Source organism: Herbaspirillum sp. YR522 (assembly GCF_000282575.1).
Taxonomy (GTDB): domain Bacteria; phylum Pseudomonadota; class Gammaproteobacteria; order Burkholderiales; family Burkholderiaceae_D; genus Herbaspirillum.
In genome coordinates this window covers 1-19,090 of record NZ_AKJA01000113.1, presented here as the reverse complement: position 1 = coordinate 19,090, position 19,090 = coordinate 1, and the positions used below count along the sequence as shown (strand labels likewise).

Genomic DNA, 19,090 nt, shown 5'->3' with positions numbered 1-19,090 from the left:
CTGGCCGCCGCCATCGGCCGGTACGCCGACCTGCCCACCGAGGTGGCAACGCTGGCGCCGGCGTTTATCGACCGGGCCGGCCACGACCACCCGACGCCGGCTTTTCATGCGGCACTGGCATTGGCGGCGGGGGCGACGGCATGAATCCCGAGCACGATTTCTCGCGTTCACCCCGGCAGCGCCAGCGACACCGCGAGACCGGTTTCTATTGCATGCTGGGGCTGGCCACGGCACTGGCGGTGGCGGCGGTGCTGGCGCTCGACTGGTCTATCGACGACGACAGCGCCAGACTGCAATCGGCCACCGCCACGCTGCAAGCCGAGCTGGCGCAACTGCAGCCGCGCCTGGCGCAGGTAGCGGCGCTGGAGAGCGGCATCGCCACGCAGCAAGGGCAGCTCCAATTGCAACTGACCCAGGCCTCGCAACGAGCCTTCGCACCACGGGCACTGCACGCGCTGGCCGCCGTCTCGCCGACCGATATCCGCCTGCACCAGATCACCGTGCGCACCGGCGAGGCCGAGATCCGGGGTGCCGCCAGCGGCCAGCAGCAACTGCAAGACCTGGTCGAAGCGCTGCAGGCGAGCGGGCTGGGACAGGTCAGGCTGCAGGAAATGCGCCAGGAGACACACCAGGACGCGCCGCACGATCCACTCGCCATCCCGCCCCTACCCTACCGCTTCACCCTCAGGCTCGATGGCAGCGACAACGTGACCGACGCGGGCCTGCCCGCGCAGCAGCAGCAGCAGCAGCAGCAACAGTCCTCCCGGCATGACGCCGTCCAGGCCCCGCGTGCAAGGCGCACATGAACCATCCCGGCCATTGGTCACTGCTGCCGCGCATGTCCCTGCTGATACTGGCCTGCCTGTGCTGCGTCGGCGCCGGACTGGTATTGCAGGTCCAGCCGTCGAGCGGCGCACGCAACACCCACCAGAATCAATTGCAGGCGACCAAGACCCAATTGCATGCTGCCCTGCGCCGTAGCGCCGCCCTGCCGGTGCTGCAGGCGCGCTCCGAACAGCTATCGGCACGCCTGGCGGCCGGTACGGCCCAGGTGGACGACGAGCCGTTGCAAACCCGGCTGGGGGCCACGGTGCAGCGATGCGGGTTGGCCTTGCTGAGCATTCGCCCGCTGGCCGATGGCGCCGAACTGAGCGTCGCCGGCAACTACGATTCGCTGCTGCTGTTGGTCGCCGAATTGAGCCAAACGCCCCACGCCCTGCTGTTCGAGTCACTGGACATTTCCATGCAACGCGCCGCATCACCGCCGGCCTTGCTGATGAAAGCCAGCGTACGCCGCCCATCCCTTTCTGCCGCGACCAACCAGGAGCCCGCTCATCCATGACGCCACCGACATCAACTCCGTCTCGACCACGGCATCGCATCGCTGCCACCCTGTCCTGCCTGCTGGGCACCGCGCTGCTCGGCGCTTGCCACGACGCCGCGCCGCCGGACCTGCAGTCCTGGCTGGCCCAGGCGCGCAGCCAGGCAAGGCCTGCGCCGCTGCCGGCCCTGGCGATACCGGCGCTGCCGCCGCGCTGGATGCCCGTACCGGGCGCGGCCGATCCGTTTGGCCTGCGGCTGGCGGCAGTGGCCAGCCACGCGGCGCATGCCAGGCAGGAGACGCTACAGCAGTTACAGCAGCCGCCGCAGCCATTGCAGCCAGCCGCATCGCCGGCGCTGCGCGCCCTGGCCATCGTGCGCCATGCGGGGGCCGCGCGTGCCCTGTTGCAGATAGGCGGCCGCATGGTACAGGTGGCGCCGGGGGACATGCTTGCAGACCTGCCCGGGCGCGTGCTGTATATCGACGAACGCACGGTGCGGCTGGAGCTGGCCGGGCGCGAGATCCGCCTCGACCTGGGCATCGGCGGCACGGTGGCCGACAGGGTGCTGCCGGGAGCACCGGCATGAACATTCGTCGCATCGCATCAGGCACGCAGCGCATCGTGATCACCTTCATCCTGCTGTGGCCGCTATGGGCCAGGCCGGTCGACGCCAGCAACCGGCTGGAGCGGATCGACTCGTTGCATGACCAGCAGGGCCAGGCGCTCGAGCTGCATTTCTCGCGCCCGCCCGTGGCCGCCCTGGTCGACAGTTTCACCACCTTCAACCCGCCCCGGCTGGTGCTGGATTTCGCGCACACCACGCTGGCCGGTGACATCGCCCGCTGGCAGGACAGCACCGGCCTGGTCTTGCGCCGCTCGCTGGCGGCCGACGACAAGCGGACCCGGCTGCAGCTCGACCTGGCCGCGCCGGTCACCCACAGCCTCGACTACCGCGACAACCGCCTGCGCATCCTGCTGCGCCCGCCGCCACCGGCCAGCGACACATCGGACGTGATCAAGGTGATCGACAGCGTGCGCTTCGACAACGGTCCGCATGGGCGGGCCCGCCTGAGCCTGGGACTGCCATCGCCGCACACCCGGGTCGATGTACGCCGGCTGGGCCAGCGCATCATTGCCGACATCGCCGACACCCGCCCCTCGGCACTGCTGCCGCGCGCGGTCGACCTGAGCAAGCGTTCCACGACGGTGACCGGCTATCGACTCATGCGCCACGGGCAGGGAACGCGGCTGGTCATCGAGGTTGCTGGCAACTGGCACTACGGCGCCTACCAGAGCGCCGACCGGCTGCACATCGAGATCACACCGCAGCCACGACATGCCATGCAGCTGGAACCGCAAAGGCACTACGTGGGCCAGCCGCTGTCGCTCAGCTTCGACGACATCGAGGTACGCGCCGCACTGCAGCTGCTGGCCGACTTCACCGGGCGCAATATCGTCGCCGGCGACAGCGTCGGCGGCCGCATGAGCCTGCATCTGAAGGATGTGCCATCCGACCAGGCGCTGGAGGTGATCCTGCAGGCACGCGGCTTGGCCATGCGGCGCGAGGCAGGCATCACCTGGATCGCCTCGCGCCAGGAAATCCTCGCCCGCCAGCGGCTCGAACTCGAACAGAAGGCCGGCATCGCCCAGCTCGAACCGCTGCAGGCCGAAGTGTTCCAGCTCAACTACCAGCGCGCCGACAGTTTCCGCCGCGCCTTCGGCATCGGCGAGCAGGGCGGCGTACAGCCCGGCACCCGCAACGCGCTGCTATCGCCGCGCGGCAGCGCGCTGGTCGACAAGCGCACCAACCAGTTGTTCGTCACCGACACCCAAGCCGTGCTGGGCCATATCCGCAAGCTGCTGGCACGGGTCGACGTCGCCGCGCGCCAGGTCGTGATCGAAGCGCGTATCGTCGAGGCCGACGACAGCTTCTCGCGCAACCTGGGCGTCAAGCTTGGCCTGGCGGCCCAGACGCAGCGCCTGGCCGTGGGCAACCGGCAAGATGCGGTCGCCGCCGCCACCGGCCAGCCGGCCGAGGCCGGCCCACCACTACCGGCACTGGACCTGCCGGCGCTGGCACTGGCGGGCGCCGCGCCCGGCAGCTTTGCGTTCACCCTCTTCAATGCCGCGGCAAGCCGCTTTCTCAACATCGAACTGTCGGCCCTGGAAACCGACGGCCACGGCCGGATCGTGTCCAGTCCGCGGCTGGTCACCGCCGACCAGCAACCGGCACTGATCGAGCAGGGCGAGGAGATCCCCTACCAGCAGTCGGCCGGTAACGGCTCCACCTCGACGGCCTTCAAGAAAGCCAACCTGAAACTGGAAGTCACGCCCCAGATCACACCGGACGGCCACGTCATCCTCAGCGTCGACCTCAACAAGGACAGCCGCGGTACCGCCACGCCCAACGGCCTGGCGATCAACACCAAGCACGTCAAGACGCAGGTGCAGGTAGAAGACGGCGGCACCGTCGTCATCGGCGGCATCTACACCAACATCGAGACCGAACGCGAGACCCGGGTCCCCTTGCTGGGCGAGATCCCGCTGCTGGGCAGGCTGTTCAGGAACAATGCCCGCATCAGCGACAAGACCGAAATGCTGATCTTCCTGACGCCGCGCATCGTCGGACGCGACGCGCCGGGGTGATTGGGCCGCGCCGGGCGGCCATTTTTTCACCGGCCATGCGGCAACGACGGTAAAATCGCTGTTCCGCCCGCGAAGCTGCTGCATAGCAACATTGTCTTTCCTGCGCTGCCTGCGCCATCCTTCGCCAGGGCAAGACACGAACCTTGGTCTGCTGCGCAGAATTCTTTAGATATGAGTGGAAGCATCTTTCTGGTCGGGCTGATGGGATCCGGCAAGACAACCATCGGCCGGGCCCTGGCCAAAAAGCTGAACAAGCGTTTCATCGATTCCGACCACGAGATCGAAGCACGCACCGGCGCATCGATTCCGGTCATCTTCGAGATCGAGGGCGAAGAAAGCTTTCGCCGCCGCGAAGCCGAGGTCATCCGCGAATTGAGCGCACAACCCGACATCGTGCTGGCCACCGGCGGCGGCGCCATACTGCATCCCGACAGCCGCGCCCACCTGAAGAAGGGCGGCACCGTCATCTACCTGCGCGCCAGCATCAACCAGATCCTGCAACGCACCGGGCGCGACAAGAACCGCCCCCTGCTGCAAACCGCCGACCCGCGCCGCAAGCTCGAAGAACTCTCGCGCCAGCGCGAGCCGCTGTACCGCGAAGTGGCCGACTTCGTGGTCGAGACCAATCGCCCCAACGTGCAGTTCCTGGTCCACACCATCATCAGCCACCTGGAACTGTCGTTGCCCCAGCAGCACGACGGCGCCCGCGCCGCGACCGTCGCCGGGTCCACCTTCATCACCCCCACCCACGCCACCGCCAGCATGAAACCAGCCACCGCCACGCCATCCGCCGCCCGCGTCACGATCAATGTCGAACTGGGCGAGCGCAGCTATCCCATCGTCATCGGCCGCGGCCTGCTGGACGACGCCGCCCTGCTGCCGCAATTCGTCAAGGGCACGCGCGCGGCCGTCGTCACCAACGACAAGGTCGCGCCGCTCTACCTCGAACGCACCGTCGCCGCCTTGCGCGCCGCCGGCAAGGTGGTGACCGAGATCGTCCTGCCGGATGGCGAGGAACACAAGAACTGGGGCAGCCTGATGCGCATCTTCGATGTGCTGCTGGCCGAGAAATGCGACCGCAAGACCACCCTCATCGCACTGGGCGGGGGCGTCATCGGCGACCTGACCGGGTATGCCGCCGCCTCGTACATGCGCGGCGTGCCATTCGTGCAGGTACCGACCACCCTGCTGGCCCAGGTGGATTCCTCGGTCGGTGGCAAGACCGGCATCAACCACCCGCTGGGCAAGAACATGATCGGCGCCTTCTACCAGCCGCAGGCGGTGCTGGCCGATACCGCCACGCTGCATACGCTGCCCCCCCGTGAATTGGCCGCCGGCATTGCCGAGGTGATCAAGCACGGCGCCATCATCGACGCCCCCTTCTTCGACTGGATCGAGGCCAACATCGGCGCCCTGGTCGCCAAGGATGACGCCGCCCTGGCGCATGCCATCCGCCGCTCCTGCGAAATCAAGGCCGACGTGGTCCGCCAGGACGAACGCGAAGGCGGCTTGCGCGCCATCCTCAACTTCGGCCACACCTTCGGCCATGCCATCGAGAACGGCCTGGGCTACGGGCATTGGCTGCACGGCGAAGCCGTCGGTTGCGGCATGGTGATGGCAGCCGACCTGTCGCAGCGCCTGGGCTACATCGACGCTGCCGCGCGCGACCGGGTGCGCGCCGTGGTGGCCGCCGCCGGCCTGCCGGTGACAGCGCCCGACCTGGGCATACAGCGCTGGCTGGAACTGATGGAAGTGGACAAGAAGAACGAAGGCGGCCAGATCAAGTTCATCATGATCCGCCCGCTCGGCAGCCCCGTGATCGATACTGCCCCGCACGAACTGCTGCTGCAGACCCTGGCCGCCAGTATCGGAACCTGACCCCGGCACAGCGGTCAACGCCACGCCACAGATGAAACAGGTTACGACATGACATTCGAAGCGCCGCTGCCCCTTGCCCCTTACGCCGCATCCTCCGACCGCTCGCGCGGAAGGCGATTCATCGAGGCGCCGCCCGGTTCGCGTAGCGAGTTCCAGCGCGACCGCGACCGCATCGTGCACTCCACCGCGTTTCGCCGCCTGGAGTACAAGACGCAGGTGTTCGTCAACCATGAGGGCGACCTGTTTCGCACCCGCCTCACGCACAGCATCGAAGTGGCGCAGATCGCCCGCTCGTGCGCCCGCAACCTGCAACTCAACGAAGACCTGGTTGAAGCCATCTCGCTGGCCCACGACCTGGGCCATACGCCCTTCGGCCACGCCGGCCAGGACGAGCTGAATCACCGCATGCGCGACTTCGGCGGCTTCGAGCACAATCTGCAAAGCCTGCGCGTGGTCGACGAACTCGAACAGCATTACGGCGCCTTCGATGGCCTCAACCTGAGTTTCGAGACGCGGGAAGGCATCCTCAAGCACTGCTCGGCCAACAATGCGCGCCAGCTGGGCGAGATAGGCCAGCGCTTCCTGCAGAACCGGCAACCGTCGCTGGAGGCGCAACTGGCCAACCTGGCCGACGAGATCGCCTACAACAACCACGACATCGACGACGGCCTGCGTTCAGGCCTGTTGAGCATGACGCAGATGAGCGAGGTCGACTTCTTCGCGCGCCACCTGCGCCAGGCCGAGCAGGCCTACCCCGGCATCAGCGGGCGCCGCGTGATCCACGAGACCGTGCGCCGCATGATCAATGCGCTGGTGGTCGACCTGATCCATACCTCGCAGGCACGCATTGCCGACGCAGCGCTGCATGACATCGAGGACGTGCGCAATGCCGCGCCGCTGATCGCCTACTCCGACGCCATGGCCGCCGAGGCCACCGTGCTCAAGAAATTCCTGCGTGAAAACCTGTACCGCCATTTCCAGGTCAACCGCATGACGGCCAAGGCGCGGCGCATCATCGCCGAGATGTTCGACGCCTTCATCGCCCAGCCCAACCTGCTGCCGCCCGACTACCAGGTCAAGGATGGCGCCGACGAAGCCCAACGCCGGCACAAGCAGGCGCGCCAGGTAGCGGACTATATCGCCGGCATGACCGACCGCTACGCGATCCGCGAGCATCGCCGCCTGTTCGTCATGGAATAGTACAAACCCAGCTGCCCAGCACGCCCGCGGGCTGCCTCACCACCCAGCGGAGGCGCCGGCGTCGAATGCGACACGGCAAGGCGCGGCCCGGCGCGGCGAGATGATACGCGCCGCCTCGCCGCAATCTCATCGCTGGGCCGTTTCATTTCCCTGCTGCAAACAGATTTGCGGCAGGGCAACCGTTGCCACATCCCGTTACATCTTTTCTGGAAAAATAATTCGGGGCCGCCGCTCCCGGCGGTGATCGGGCGGTCGCGTGCCAAGCCTTGCCCGGCAAGGCCCGCGGCCTGATGAGCCGCGGCGTCTGCCCGCACCCGTCGGGTGCAAGGGCGTGAAACCGACGGATGTAAATTTCTGTCAATATTCAGTTATCGCGACATCCGCCGTAATGGAAGGATGGACCGGCGGCTTCCCTTCCCTTGCCGTTCCCCGAATCCGTCATGCCCCCTGCTCGCGGATTCCCCTTTGCACAGGAGAACATAATGGTCATCACGACATCCAGCGGCATCGACAGCAAGTCGTTGCTTCCCACCACCCCGGACGCGCAGGGCGTGTCCGCCACCTCCACCTCTACCGACAAGCTGGCCGATGCCCAGAAGTCCAACCTGCTGACCGTTTCCGGCTCCAAGGCGCAGCTCAACGTGTCGATCCTGCAGGCGTCGCTGGAAGTGTCGATCAACTCGCAGAACGATCCGCTGGCGCTGGTCTACAAGAGCGCCATCGAAAACCTCAACGATGTGCTGCGCCCCGAACTGGGCGACAACGCCATCGAGGCGGCTTCGTCCCAGGACAACTCGCCCGAGGCGACAGCCGGGCGTATCGTCGATTTCATCACCAACATGTTCGGACTGTTCAAGCAGAACAATGTCGACCAGGACGACAGCACCAATGTCGATGACTACATGAGCCTGGTGCTCAAGGGCGTCGACCAGGGCTTCAAGGAAGCGCGAGGCATTCTCGACGGGCTCAAGGTGCTCAACGGCGACATCGCCAGCAACATCGACAAGACCTACGAACTGGTGCAGAAGTCGCTGGCCGATTTCGTGGCCAAGATCAAGGGCGGCACCTTGCCGGCGCAGGGCGACGGCAGCGATACCGGCACCGACGGCAGCAGCGTATCGGCCACCCAGACCTCGATCGACATCTCGATCTCGGTCTCGCAGACGCGTATCAGTACCACCGCCTGAGCCCGGCCGCCAGCCCCACGGGCTGCTTTCCCGACACCGGGCAGCCCGTTGCTTTTCCGCTCTCGAAAAAAGGGCGATCACCTTGCGGTGACCGCCCTTTTCATCGTGCCGGCAGACCTTGTGCGACGCCTCAGCCCTTCAACTTGGCGAAGGCCGCGGCCATGGCGCTGTTGCCGGCCGGTTGTTCGCGCGTGCGCTGCCCCTGATGCTGCGACAGCCGCTTGGCGTCGTTGCGATCGCCACGCTGCTCGTTGCGGGTCCCGGCTGCCGGCGCCGCATCGGCCAGGCGCATGGTCAGCGCGATGCGCTTGCGCTTCTCGTCGACTTCCAGCACCTTGACCTTGACCACCTGCCCCGCCTTGACCACCGTGTGCGGGTCCTTGACGAAGGTGTTGGACAAGGCCGAGATGTGTACCAGGCCATCCTGATGTACCCCGATGTCGACGAAGGCGCCGAAGGCAGCCACGTTGGTGACCACGCCCTCGAGGATCATGTCGGGACGCAGGTCCTTGATTTCCTCTACGCCATCCTTGAAGGTGGCGGTGGTGAATTCCGGACGCGGATCGCGACCGGGCTTGTCGAGCTCCTTGAGGATGTCGGTCACGGTGGGCACGCCGAACTTGTCATCGGCGTACTTGGCCGGCGACAGGCTCTTCAACAGGCCGCTCTGGCCGATCACGCTCTTCACATCCTTCTTGATGTCGGTCAGGATCTTCTCGACCAGCGGATACGATTCCGGGTGTACGCCGGAGGCATCCAGCGGGTTGTCGCCGTTCATCACGCGCAAGAAGCCCGCCGCCTGTTCGAAGGTCTTGTCACCCAGGCGCGGCACGTCGCGCAGCGCGGCACGCGAATTGAACATGCCCTTCATGTCGCGGTACGACACGATACTCTGCGCCACGCTGCTGTTGAGACCGGACACCCGCGCCAACAGCGGCGCCGATGCGGTGTTGACATCCACGCCCACGGCGTTGACGCAATCCTCGACGACGGCGTCGAGCGAACGCGCCAATTGCGACTGGCTCACGTCATGCTGGTACTGGCCCACGCCGATCGACTTGGGATCGATCTTGACCAGCTCGGCCAGCGGGTCCTGCAGGCGACGGGCGATCGAGACCGCACCACGGATCGACACATCCAGGTCGGGCAGTTCCTTGGACGCGAATTCGGAGGCCGAATACACCGACGCACCCGCCTCCGACACCACGATCTTGGTCAGCTTGAGTTCGGGGCGCATCTTGATCAGGTCTTGCGCCAGCTTGTCGGTCTCGCGCGAGGCGGTGCCGTTGCCGATCGAAATCAGCGACACCTTGTGCTTCTCGGCCAGCTGCGACAGCGTATGCAGCGTGCCATCCCAATCGTTGCGCGGCTGGTGCGGGTAGACGGTGGCGATATCGACCACCTTGCCGGTGGCATCGACCACCGCCACCTTGACGCCCGTACGCAGGCCCGGATCCAGCCCCATGGTGGCGCGCGGGCCGGCCGGCGCGGCCAGCAACAACGCCTTCAGGTTGCGGGCAAAGACATTGATCGCCTCGGCCTCGGCTTCCTCGCGCAGCTTGGTCATCAGCTCGGTGTCGAGGTGCATGAACACCTTCACCCGCCACGCCCAGCGCACGGTGTCGGATAGCCACTTGTCGGCCGCGCGACCCTTGTTGGACACACCGAAGCGTGCCGCGATACGGCCTTCGCATGGATTGTGCGGCGCATCCCATTTCGGTTTTTCTTCCTCGGTATCCAGCCGTAACGTTACCGTCAGGATCTCTTCGCGGCGACCGCGGAACAATGCCAGCGCGCGGTGCGAGGGGATGGTGCCCAGCGTTTCGGAGTAATCGAAGTAATCGGCAAACTTCTCGCCTGCGTCCTGCTTGCCCTCGACCACCTTCGATTCGACCACGCCGTGCTCGCTCAAGTAGTCGCGCAGGCTTTGCAGCAGCTCCGCGTCTTCGGAGAAACGTTCCATCAGGATCTGGCGCGCGCCGTCGAGCGCCGCCTTGGCGTCGGCGACACCCGGGTTGTCGCCGTTGTCGGTGGTAAAGGCCGGCTTGAGATACTTGGCGGCTTCTTCCTCGGGATTCAGTGTCGGGTCGCCCAGCAGCGCGTCGGCCAGCTCGGTCAGGCCGGCTTCGGCGGCGATCTGCGCCTTGGTGCGACGCTTGGGCTTGTAGGGCAGGTACAGGTCTTCCAGGCGGGTCTTGTCTTCGGCATGCACGATCGCGTCGAGCAGCACCGGTGTCATCTTGCCCTGCTCCTCGATCGAGGCGATGATCGCGGTGCGACGTGCCTCGAGCTCACGCAGGTAGCGCAGGCGCTCCTCGAGCAGGCGCAATTGGATATCATCCAGGCCGCCGGTGACTTCCTTGCGATAGCGGGCGATGAAAGGGACGGTCGCACCTTCGTCCAGCAGGGCGATGGCGGCAGCGACCTGCACCGGCTTGGCGACGAGTTCAAGGGCGAGTCGTTGTTCGATAGAAGGCAGCATTGTGAAACCCAGTGTTGAAAACAAGCGTTGGATGATACGCAATTCAACCGCTTGCGCCAATCCTGGCGGCGGTTAAATGCATGATGCGTGGCCGATGGCGCGGCCGGCCCGATTGGACGCGGGCCGGCAAACTCGGGATAATCGCCGTTTGCCTGCCCGGCCCCGGGCTGTGCGTCGTTGAATTTCTGTCTATATTTTGCAATATGTCCATCCGTCTCATCGTCGGTCTCGGCAACCCCGGCCCCGAATACGAACAAACCCGCCATAACGCCGGCTTCTGGCTGGTCGACAACCTGGCCGGTCCGGTGCGCCTGGCGCGCGAGGCGCGCTTCAATGCCTTCGCCGGCAAGACCAGCATTGCCGGCGCCGAGGTCTGGCTGCTCGAACCGCAGACCTTCATGAACCGCTCCGGGCAATCGGTGGGCGCGCTGGCCCGCTTCTACAAGATCGCCCCCGAAGAAGTACTGGTGGTGCACGACGAGCTCGACCTCGCCCCCGGCGTGGCCCGGCTCAAGAAAGGCGGATCCTCGGGCGGCCACAACGGCCTCAAGGACATCACCGCCGCGCTCGGCACCCAGGATTACTGGCGCCTGCGACTGGGTATCGGTCACCCGCGCACCCTGGGCCTGCAGCAGCCGGTGGCCGACTTCGTGCTGCACCGACCGCGCAAGGAAGAACAGGTCCTGATCAACGAAGCGCTCGACAAGAGCCTGAACGTGATCCCACTGCTATGCCAGGGGAAATTCGAAGTCGCCATGATGGAGCTGCATACCGGCAAGTAGACACTGCGCTGGTGCCCGATCGGACGATCGAATGGTCGGATGATTACGTAATCAGGTGGGCGCCGGGGCCGGCAAATGAAAAGGGGCGTCCGCCATGTGGAACGCCCCTTTTTTGCGGGCCGCTTACTTCAGCGACGACAGTTTCTGCTCCAGCCCCTTGGCGTCGATCGCGCCCGGTACCCGCGAGCCGTCGGTGAAGATGATGGTCGGCGTGCCGGTGACCTTCATCTTCTTGCCCAGCGCCAGCACGTCTTCGTGCGGCGCGGTGCAACTGGCGGCGGCCGCCGGTGCTTCCTTGCCGTTGACCATCCAGTCGGTCCAGGCCTTGCCCGGATTGGACGCACACCAGATGTTGCGCGACTTGACGATGGAATCCGGCGACAGGATGTTGTACTGGAAGGTGTAGATCGTGATGTTGTCGACCTCCTGCAAGCTCTGGTGCAGGCGTTTGCAGTAGATGCAATTGGGGTCTTCGAAGATGGCGATGGTACGCTTGCCGTTACCCTTGACCACCTTGATCGCCTTGTCCAGCGGCAGGCCCGCGAACGGCACCTTGTTGATGGCCTCGATCTTCTCCTTGGTAAAGTCGCGATAGGTCTGGGCGTCGACCACACGCCCGATGAACAGGTATTGCGCCTTGGCGTCGGTATAGATCACGTCGCCATCGATCTGGATCTCGTACAGCCCCGAATAAGGGGTCTTGGTGACCGCATCGACCTTGGCACCATCGCCCAGGCGCGGCTCGATCAACTTCTTGATGGTGGCTTCGGTCGACTCCCCGGCAGCTGCCTGGGCATGGGCTGACACGCCCACCACGCTGGCCGCCAGCAACAGCACGGCACTGAAAAACTTGTTCATGTTGCTCCTGATTCTAATCAAATGCGCAGGCAATCCCGCGGCATTCATGGTGTTGGAAATGCGCCGGCCGCGATCGCGACGGCCGCATACCTTACCGCAATCGGCGCTCACTTGCCCAGCGCGTGTGCAATCAGGCCGCGTTTAAGGAAAGGAATCTGGTTGACGATGCTCATGCCGACGTTGCGTAGCAACCGCAGCGGCTCTGCTTGCGTCGAAAAAATTCGATTAAGCCCGTCGGTGGCGATCTGCATCAAGAGCACTTCTTCCTTGCGGGCGCGCGCATAGCGGCGCAGCACCCGTGCATCACCGCAATCGAGTTGCGGCTCGCGTGCCAGCAAGGTCTGTATCAGGGTCGCCACATCGGCAAAGCCCAGGTTCATGCCGTGCCCGGCCATGGGGTGGACCACGTGCGCGGCATCGCCGATCAAGGCCACGCGTGGCGCGACCATGGAATGCGGGCGGATCAAGGCCAGCGGGAAGGCGCGCACCACCTCCGGCTGCAGCGGCGTCAAGGCGCCCAGCACCGGAGCGGCCCAGGTCGCCAGGCGTTCGGCCAGTTGCGCTGGCGGCAGGCCCAGCAACTGGTCGGCCAGTGCGTCGGGCGCCGACCACACCAGCGACACGCGCTCGCCCGGCAACGGCAGCAGCGCGATGACGCCATCGGTAGGGCTGAACCACTGGTGGGCCACGCCCTGGTGCGGTTTTTCGCAACTGAAGTTGGTGACGATGGCGCGCTGGCGATAGGCGCGGTAATCCAGGCCGATATCGCATTGCCCGCGCACCCACGAATGGGCTCCATCGGCGCCCACCACCAGCGACGCGCTGATCCGCTGGCCGGAGTCGAGGCTCAGCGTGGCGCGGTCGGGCGCCACCGACAAGCCGGTGGCGCGGCCGTGCACCACCGACACATTGGGGGCAAAGCGCAGGGCGGCATCGAGCGCGGTATCGAGGTTGCGGTCCTCGACGATCCAGGCCAGCGCATCGGTACGGGCGCCATAGGCGTCGAAGGACAGCAAGCCGGCGCGCGCCCCCTCGGCATCGATGCCGTCGCCACGCACCGTCATGTTATCCACAGGCGCCACGCGCGCCGCATCCATGGCCTCCCACACCCGTACCGACGACAGCAGGTTGCGGGCAGTGTGGTTGAGTGCATAGACGCGCACATCCCAACTGGCATCGTCGCTGGCCGCAGCCTTGGCGGGCGGCGCCAGCAGCGTCACCCGAAAGCCCGCCTGTGCCAGCCCGAGCGCGGCGGTCTTGCCGACCGCGCCATTGCCGACGATGCAGATATCGGGACCGACCGAGGTCGGCGAGGAACGAAGGTATTGGGCGTTGGAGGTCATGCAACGCATTATAAACAACGCAGGCCAAAGCTTTTTTTGATTAAAGTTAAGAAAGCCCTTGCATAAATCAGAAAAGTCGCTATACTTCTCCGTCTTGGCCTGGTAGCTCAGTCGGTAGAGCAGAGGATTGAAAATCCTTGTGTCGGTGGTTCGATTCCGCCCCGGGCCACCAAGATTATTCCAAGCAAAAACGCCAGCCCTCACCGGTTGGCGTTTTGCATTTCCGGGACAGAAAATCCTTAGCTCCGGTCTATTGCCGGTTTTTGCACTACTATCATGCAAACCCAACCTGCTCACTTTATGCGGCCAATGCAGATGCTTCAGCCGGGGTCTTCATACTAAGCGCCTGATGCGGCCGCTGGTTGTTATAAAAGCCAATCCAGTCACCAACGACTCTGACCTGCCTGATTTATTCGGACCACTTTAATCTTGAAAAACGGCCTCACTTGCTACGGCTGAACAATATTGCTGCTCGAACTCATTGGGCGTCAGATACGACAAACTAGAATGCGGCCTGATGTCATTTTAGTGCCGAGGCCATTGGTCGATCACGACCTTGGCTTCGACACGATTGCGAAACCACTCCAGGCTTAGACATTCGTCGCGGAATTTTCCATTGAAGCTTTCATCTGCGCCGTTTTTGCCAAGGCTTTCCCAGATCGCTCAGCGCCATCTCCATGCCATTTTGTGACGCCCATTTCAGCAACGCCCTAGAGACGAATTCCGGGCCATTATCTGACCACAAGTACCGGGGTGCGCCGTGCTCACTGATCAACTGCGATAGCACTTCAATCACACGGCCCGAACGGATAGATCCAGCAACATCAATCGCCAGGCATTCGCGGGTGAATTCGTCGACGACAGTCAGACATTTCAGTTGCTGACCGTTGACGCAGGCATCGAATACGAAATCATAGGCCCAGACATGTTGGGCGTTCGCGGCGGGAACCGGGCACGGCCTATGCACTGAAACCCTTCGACGTGGCCGCTTACGAGGAACCTGCAATCCGCCAAGCTTCCAGAGTCGCCAAGCCCTGTCAGTGCTCATGCAATGGCCTTGGCGCTCCAGAAAGATTTGGATGCGGCGGTAGCCATAGCGAGGATATTGCGCCGACAGGATACTCATTGCCGCAAGTACCGGCGCATCGCGTGCTGCAAGCTTCGGCTTGTAATGAAGTGCCGACCTTGCCACCGACAGCAGCGCGCAAGCACGTCGCTCAGACAAGCCCCTTGCAGTTGCGAAGGCGACTTGCTCGCGCCGCGCGAGCGCGCTCACCATTTTTTTGCGTTGAGTTCCTTCATGACATCGAGCTCGATATCACGCTCGGCCAGCAGCCTCTTGAGCCGCCCGTTCTCTTGTTCTAGCTGCTTGAGGCGCTTTACGTCTAACGCTTCAAGTGCGTCAAAGTGCTGGCGCTAGTTGTACAGAGTCTGCTCGCTCACGCCATGCTTCTTAGCAACCTCGGCTACCGGCGCCTTGTCTGCCTCGCGAGGGATCGTAACCATCTGTTCTTCGGTGAATCGGCTCTTCTTCATGACTTCCTCTCTTGTCAGGAAGCCATTCTCTCAAGTTTTGACTGTGACCTGCGGCGCTAATTTGTAGCCAGTTAAGCAGTGAGTCTGTTGTCGATCATATCGGAATCCAGCCATGCTCGACGTACCGTGGCTGGAGGTTGGTACTGATGTGCACTGTGTGGCCTGCGTTCGTTGTAGAACTGACGCCATTTTTCAATCAAGACTTTGGCCTCAGCACGGCTGCGAAACCATTCTCGGTTGAGCAATTCGTCGCGCAGCTTACCGTTAAAGCTCTCAACGAATCCGTTCTGCCAAGGACTGCCCGGCGCAATAAAGGCTGGCCCGACCGAGGCATCCCTCAGCCAACGCATCACTTTGGCTGCTGTGAACTCGGCCCCATATCTGATCGTACGTACGCTGGCTGCCCATGCAGACGCATTAATCTGGAGAGCGTCAAGATCACATCTTGCGAACGCAAGCTGGCGCCAACCTCAATGGCCAAGTACTCCCGCGTGTATTCATCGATCACGCACAGCATCTTCAACGAACGGCCATCAACCATCTGGTCGTGTACGAAGTCGTAGCTCCACACGGAATTGGGCTTTGTAGCGCCCGGCAGTCGCACGTCATCGCCACAACGGCGCCGACGAGGTCGTTTGCGGGGTATGCTTAGCTTCAGCGCGCTCCATAGCCGTCGAACACGCGCCTCCCCAAGCGTCAGCCAGGCTGACATCCGGCGATATCCGAAGCGCGGTACTTCCTGTGAAGCCGCAATCAATTTTGCGGCCAGATCGCGATCTTTTTCCGGCTGCAGTGGCTTGTAGGTCGCCACCCGTCGACTCAATCCCAAGTAACGACATGCCTTTCGCTGCGACAGCCCCCTTCGGGTCAGGACTTCCAGCGCTTTGCGCCGGCCCGTTGGGGTTGTTATTTTTTTGGCTGATTTCCTTGAGTCCATCAATGACCAGCAATTGTTCGGCAACCATGCGTTTGAGCCGGCCGTTCTCCGACTCCAAGTCCTTGAGCCGCCGAGCATCGGCAACTTCCATTCCGCCGAACTTGTTTCTCCAGCGGTAGAAGGTCTGTTCGGTGATGTTGTGTCGCCGGCATAGCTCCACCGTCGCCACCTCTCGGCTCTCTGCTTCCCGCAGGATGCCGATGATCTGTTCGTCCGCAAATCGCTTCTTCATTGAGTTCTCCTTGGCAATAGCATAAAAGAACTCACTTCAAAAGTGGCTACAAGAAACGTCTCAGGTCACTAAGCATCCCCCGCAAACGAACTCGTCGGCGCGGTTGTGGCGGTAACGTGCGCCCCCCGGGCGTTACAAAGCCCAATTCCGTGTGGAGCTATGACTTCGTACACGACCAGATGGCTGATGGACGTTCGTTGAAGATGCTCAAGCCGCACGAGCGGGATTGTTGCCAGCTTGATGATATGGTCCGGGCAACGCGCCTTCATCTAAACAAAAGCCGAAGAAAAACATATCCCGACGACCAGGTTAAGAAAAAGCTAGCAAGTGAAACAACGTGTAAATACTATTGCCATATGGGAATCTGATAGAATCTCATCCTCAACCTGAGGAGGTTTCATAAAAGCAACTAAAACCGGCAAACCTCCTGTTTCTTGCGTCACTGTTCCGTTGCTAATGGGATTGATCTTATCTGGGAGGTTAGTAATTTAATGGCTACTTCAGCTCGAAATCTTAAAATCACCGCGGCGTTATTGGCCGGGCTAGCCATGTCGGGTTGTTCGACGATGGATATGGGTAGCAATAGTGCGAAAACGGCGGCTACCGGCTCTGCAGGCGGTGCAAACGCCGAGAAGGCGAATTCGCAGTTAGAAAAATGCGATGCGCCACTCGGCACGATGGCGATCATCGAGGATACTTCGGCACCTTGGTATGGAATCCTGACAGGGCAATATAAATTGGGATCGACCGTTCCAGTGCTGAAACTGCTGGTTCAACAGTCCAACTGCTTTGTCGTCGTCGAGCGAGGTCGCGGCATGACGACGATGATGGGTGAGCGTTCTTTGCAAGAGTCCGGCGAACTGCGCAATCGCTCGAACTTCGGCAAGGGCAAGATGGTGGCCGCTGACTACGGTCTTAGCCCGTCGATCACATTTACCAATAACAATGCAGGTGGCGCGGGAGCGAGCGTCGCGGGCTTTATACCTGGTGGGTTCGGCTCGGCGATAGGTGCCCTTGCCGGCAGCATGAACTCAAAAGAGGCAAGCACTTTACTGACTGTCGTCGACAACCGCTCCGGCGTCCAATTGGCGGCAGCAGAGGGCAGCGCAACAAGCATGGACTTCGGCGCACTGGGCCGGCTCATCGGCAACTCGTCCGGTGGATCGCTGGGTGGCTATTCCAACACTGCCGAAGGCAAGGTGATCGTTGCGGCATTTACTGACTCGTACAACAACGTTGTGCGCGCGATCCGGAACTACAAACAGCAGACAGTTGCCGGCGGGTTAGGAACGGGTGGCAATCTTTCCGTGCAGGATGACAACGATGCGCCAGCTCCTGCAACCAAGAAGACCACAAGGAAAAAGAAAAAATAGTATTTCGGTCCCTATGGCGTCATTGGCGGTCCATCAGCTGGGTCATTGGACTGATTGATACGTTGACGGCGCCCCAGGGACCGCGCATTACGCCTTCTACGGCGCAAGAAATCCAAGCGCTAGCCATTGGTCGGTGACTCGGGTCCGTCCAGTGCCACCGAGACATGTTCTTCAGAAGAGGCAGCCACTTTCGAGTGGCGCCGCCTTTTGCGTAAACTCAGCGCTGGTCGGCGTTGAGAGGATCAACACCGACTCCACGGCAATAAAAGAGAAGGTCGTCTTGCATGGCCCATGCATGCCGTTCGATCTGGCCAAGTCGCTGTAATAAACGCCGGGCGGCGGATTGGCGTTTCCCGTTTCGGTGCCGCAGAGCTTCCTGCTCAACGCTGTTATCGCCTTCAGCCAATCACCGCCCATCCCCACCATTAACGAACCGCAACTCCACCCGCCGGTTCCGCTCATCCCTTGGTTCAACGCCGGGCAGCGGTTGCGAATCGCCATAGCCGGCCACGATCACGCGTCGGGCCGCTTCGCTGCCGGCACGGCCGATCAGCAGCAGCCGGGCCTCCCTCGCGCGGGCGGCCGACAAGGTGAAGTTGTCGTCGTAGACCGTGCAGAAGGTACGGTAATCGGTCACCGGCGATTTCACCGGCTTGTCGTCGGTGTGACCCTCGACATAGATCCTGCCATTCCTGTTCTGCAGCAGATAATCGGCAATCTGGGTTTCGACCCTGGCAAACGCGGCCTTGGCCTCGGGTTCGATGCAGGCGCTGCCGCTGCGAAAGGCACGCTCCTTCAAGGTGACCTTGCCGGTCTCGGCATCGATGGCTACATAGCTTGATGCGCCCTGCTGCGCAAAGGCTGATTCCACCTGGTCCAGCACTGCCGTTACCCGTTGCTGCTGTTGCTGCTGTTGCTGCTGCGCCTGTGCGCGCTGCACCGTCTGCTCCGGCCTCGTGGCGACCTCGGCCGGTGCGGCCTTGGCCTCGGCTTGCGGCAACTTGCCGCTGGCCTGGCGTTGCACCAGCGCTACCGCCAGCAGCACGATGAGCACGGCGACCACACCCGACATCAGGTCGGCCAGCACCATCCATTCGTTAGGCTTTCCCTTCATCGCGCGCCCTCAGCCTGGGGCGATGTCGGTACGCGACGTTGCGCGTGCCGCGCCAGTGGCCTGCGGCGCCAGGCGCTGCAAGGCCTCCAGCAATTCGGCGTGACGCACGTGGGCGCGCTGGGCTTCGGCGCGTTGCGCCGCCAACAGGTCCTCGACCGATTGGACGATGGGGGCGATCTGCCGCAGGCGGGGGGCAGCCT

14 protein-coding genes, 1 tRNA gene and 3 pseudogenes are annotated in these 19,090 nt (G+C 63.2%); 10 read left to right on the top strand and 8 right to left on the bottom strand.

The window, feature by feature from the left end; translation table 11 throughout:
* Nucleotides 1–140 precede the first annotated feature (140 nt).
* The 7 genes from PMI40_RS15645 (at nt 141) to PMI40_RS15615 (ending at nt 8,233) form a co-directional block, all read left to right on the top strand.
* Complete coding sequence (locus tag PMI40_RS15645; protein ID WP_008117215.1) at nt 141–806, top strand: PilN domain-containing protein; 666 nt, start codon at nt 141–143, stop codon at nt 804–806.
* Between the two features lie 32 nt (nt 807–838).
* Nucleotides 839–1,342 (top strand): hypothetical protein, encoded by a 504-nt coding sequence (locus tag PMI40_RS15640; RefSeq protein ID WP_157221572.1) that lies wholly within the window; start codon nt 839–841, stop codon nt 1,340–1,342.
* Nucleotides 1,339–1,908 (top strand): pilus assembly protein PilP, encoded by a 570-nt coding sequence (locus PMI40_RS15635; RefSeq protein ID WP_008117209.1) that lies wholly within the window; start codon nt 1,339–1,341, stop codon nt 1,906–1,908. Before PMI40_RS15640 ends, PMI40_RS15635 begins: the two co-directional genes overlap by 4 nt.
* Nucleotides 1,905–3,968, top strand: a complete 2,064-nt coding sequence (gene pilQ, locus PMI40_RS15630) for a type IV pilus secretin PilQ (RefSeq protein WP_008117208.1) — start codon at nt 1,905–1,907, stop codon at nt 3,966–3,968. Before PMI40_RS15635 ends, pilQ begins: the two co-directional genes overlap by 4 nt.
* Nucleotides 3,969–4,139: 171 nt before the next feature.
* The gene (gene aroKB, locus PMI40_RS15625) at nt 4,140–5,846 is read left to right on the top strand and encodes a bifunctional shikimate kinase/3-dehydroquinate synthase AroKB (protein WP_008117205.1); all 1,707 of its coding nucleotides are present in this window, start codon (nt 4,140–4,142) and stop codon (nt 5,844–5,846) included.
* A 48-nt stretch (nt 5,847–5,894) separates the two neighbouring features.
* Entirely contained in the window at nt 5,895–7,046 is a 1,152-nt protein-coding gene (locus tag PMI40_RS15620; RefSeq protein ID WP_008117203.1) for a deoxyguanosinetriphosphate triphosphohydrolase, read from the top strand.
* 482 nt (nt 7,047–7,528) lie between these two features.
* Entirely contained in the window at nt 7,529–8,233 is a 705-nt protein-coding gene (locus PMI40_RS15615) for a DUF5610 domain-containing protein (protein ID WP_008117200.1), read from the top strand.
* 130 nt (nt 8,234–8,363) lie between these two features.
* On the opposite strand, the gene PMI40_RS15610 is transcribed toward PMI40_RS15615, so the two are convergent.
* A complete protein-coding gene (locus tag PMI40_RS15610) occupies nt 8,364–10,715 on the bottom strand; it encodes a Tex family protein (RefSeq protein WP_008117198.1) in 2,352 nt (783 codons plus the stop codon).
* A gap of 203 nt (nt 10,716–10,918) precedes the next feature.
* On the opposite strand from PMI40_RS15610, the gene pth reads away from it, so the two are divergent.
* On the top strand, nt 10,919–11,497 hold the full coding sequence (gene pth / locus PMI40_RS15605; protein WP_008117196.1) for an aminoacyl-tRNA hydrolase: 579 nt from the start codon (nt 10,919–10,921) through the stop codon (nt 11,495–11,497).
* 123 nt (nt 11,498–11,620) lie between these two features.
* Here pth and PMI40_RS15600 read toward each other — a convergent pair whose 3' ends face one another.
* Nucleotides 11,621–12,355 carry a DsbC family protein gene (locus PMI40_RS15600; RefSeq protein ID WP_008117193.1) on the bottom strand — a complete coding sequence of 245 codons (735 nt, stop codon included), beginning with the start codon at nt 12,353–12,355 and terminating at the stop codon, nt 11,621–11,623.
* A 107-nt stretch (nt 12,356–12,462) separates the two neighbouring features.
* Nucleotides 12,463–13,698, bottom strand: coding sequence for a UbiH/UbiF family hydroxylase (locus PMI40_RS15595; RefSeq protein WP_040502150.1), 1,236 nt, complete (start codon nt 13,696–13,698; stop codon nt 12,463–12,465).
* Between the two features lie 96 nt (nt 13,699–13,794).
* Here PMI40_RS15595 and PMI40_RS15590 point away from each other — a divergent pair.
* Nucleotides 13,795–13,870: transfer RNA gene (locus PMI40_RS15590), tRNA-Phe, on the top strand.
* Nucleotides 13,871–13,996: 126 nt separating this feature from the next.
* On the opposite strand, the gene PMI40_RS23345 is transcribed toward PMI40_RS15590, so the two are convergent.
* The 3 genes and pseudogenes from PMI40_RS23345 to PMI40_RS15580 all read right to left on the bottom strand — a co-directional run bounded on the left by PMI40_RS23345 (nt 13,997) and on the right by PMI40_RS15580 (nt 16,403).
* Nucleotides 13,997–14,107 carry an integrase core domain-containing protein gene (locus PMI40_RS23345; RefSeq protein WP_255348142.1) on the bottom strand — a complete coding sequence of 37 codons (111 nt, stop codon included), beginning with the start codon at nt 14,105–14,107 and terminating at the stop codon, nt 13,997–13,999.
* 14 nt (nt 14,108–14,121) lie between these two features.
* A pseudogene (locus PMI40_RS23340) lies at nt 14,122–15,234 on the bottom strand (IS3 family transposase).
* A gap of 71 nt (nt 15,235–15,305) precedes the next feature.
* Nucleotides 15,306–16,403 (bottom strand): annotated as a pseudogene (locus tag PMI40_RS15580) (IS3 family transposase).
* 491 nt (nt 16,404–16,894) lie between these two features.
* Between PMI40_RS15580 and PMI40_RS15570 the strand changes: the two are divergent.
* The gene (locus PMI40_RS15570; RefSeq protein WP_051001831.1) at nt 16,895–17,776 is read left to right on the top strand and encodes a CsgG/HfaB family protein; all 882 of its coding nucleotides are present in this window, start codon (nt 16,895–16,897) and stop codon (nt 17,774–17,776) included.
* A gap of 406 nt (nt 17,777–18,182) precedes the next feature.
* Here PMI40_RS15570 and PMI40_RS15560 read toward each other — a convergent pair whose 3' ends face one another.
* Both PMI40_RS15560 and PMI40_RS15555 read right to left on the bottom strand, forming a co-directional pair.
* Nucleotides 18,183–18,890, bottom strand: a complete 708-nt coding sequence (locus PMI40_RS15560; protein WP_008117181.1) for an OmpA family protein — start codon at nt 18,888–18,890, stop codon at nt 18,183–18,185.
* 9 nt (nt 18,891–18,899) lie between these two features.
* Nucleotides 18,900–19,090, bottom strand: a pseudogene (locus PMI40_RS15555) (hypothetical protein); the annotation flags it as partial.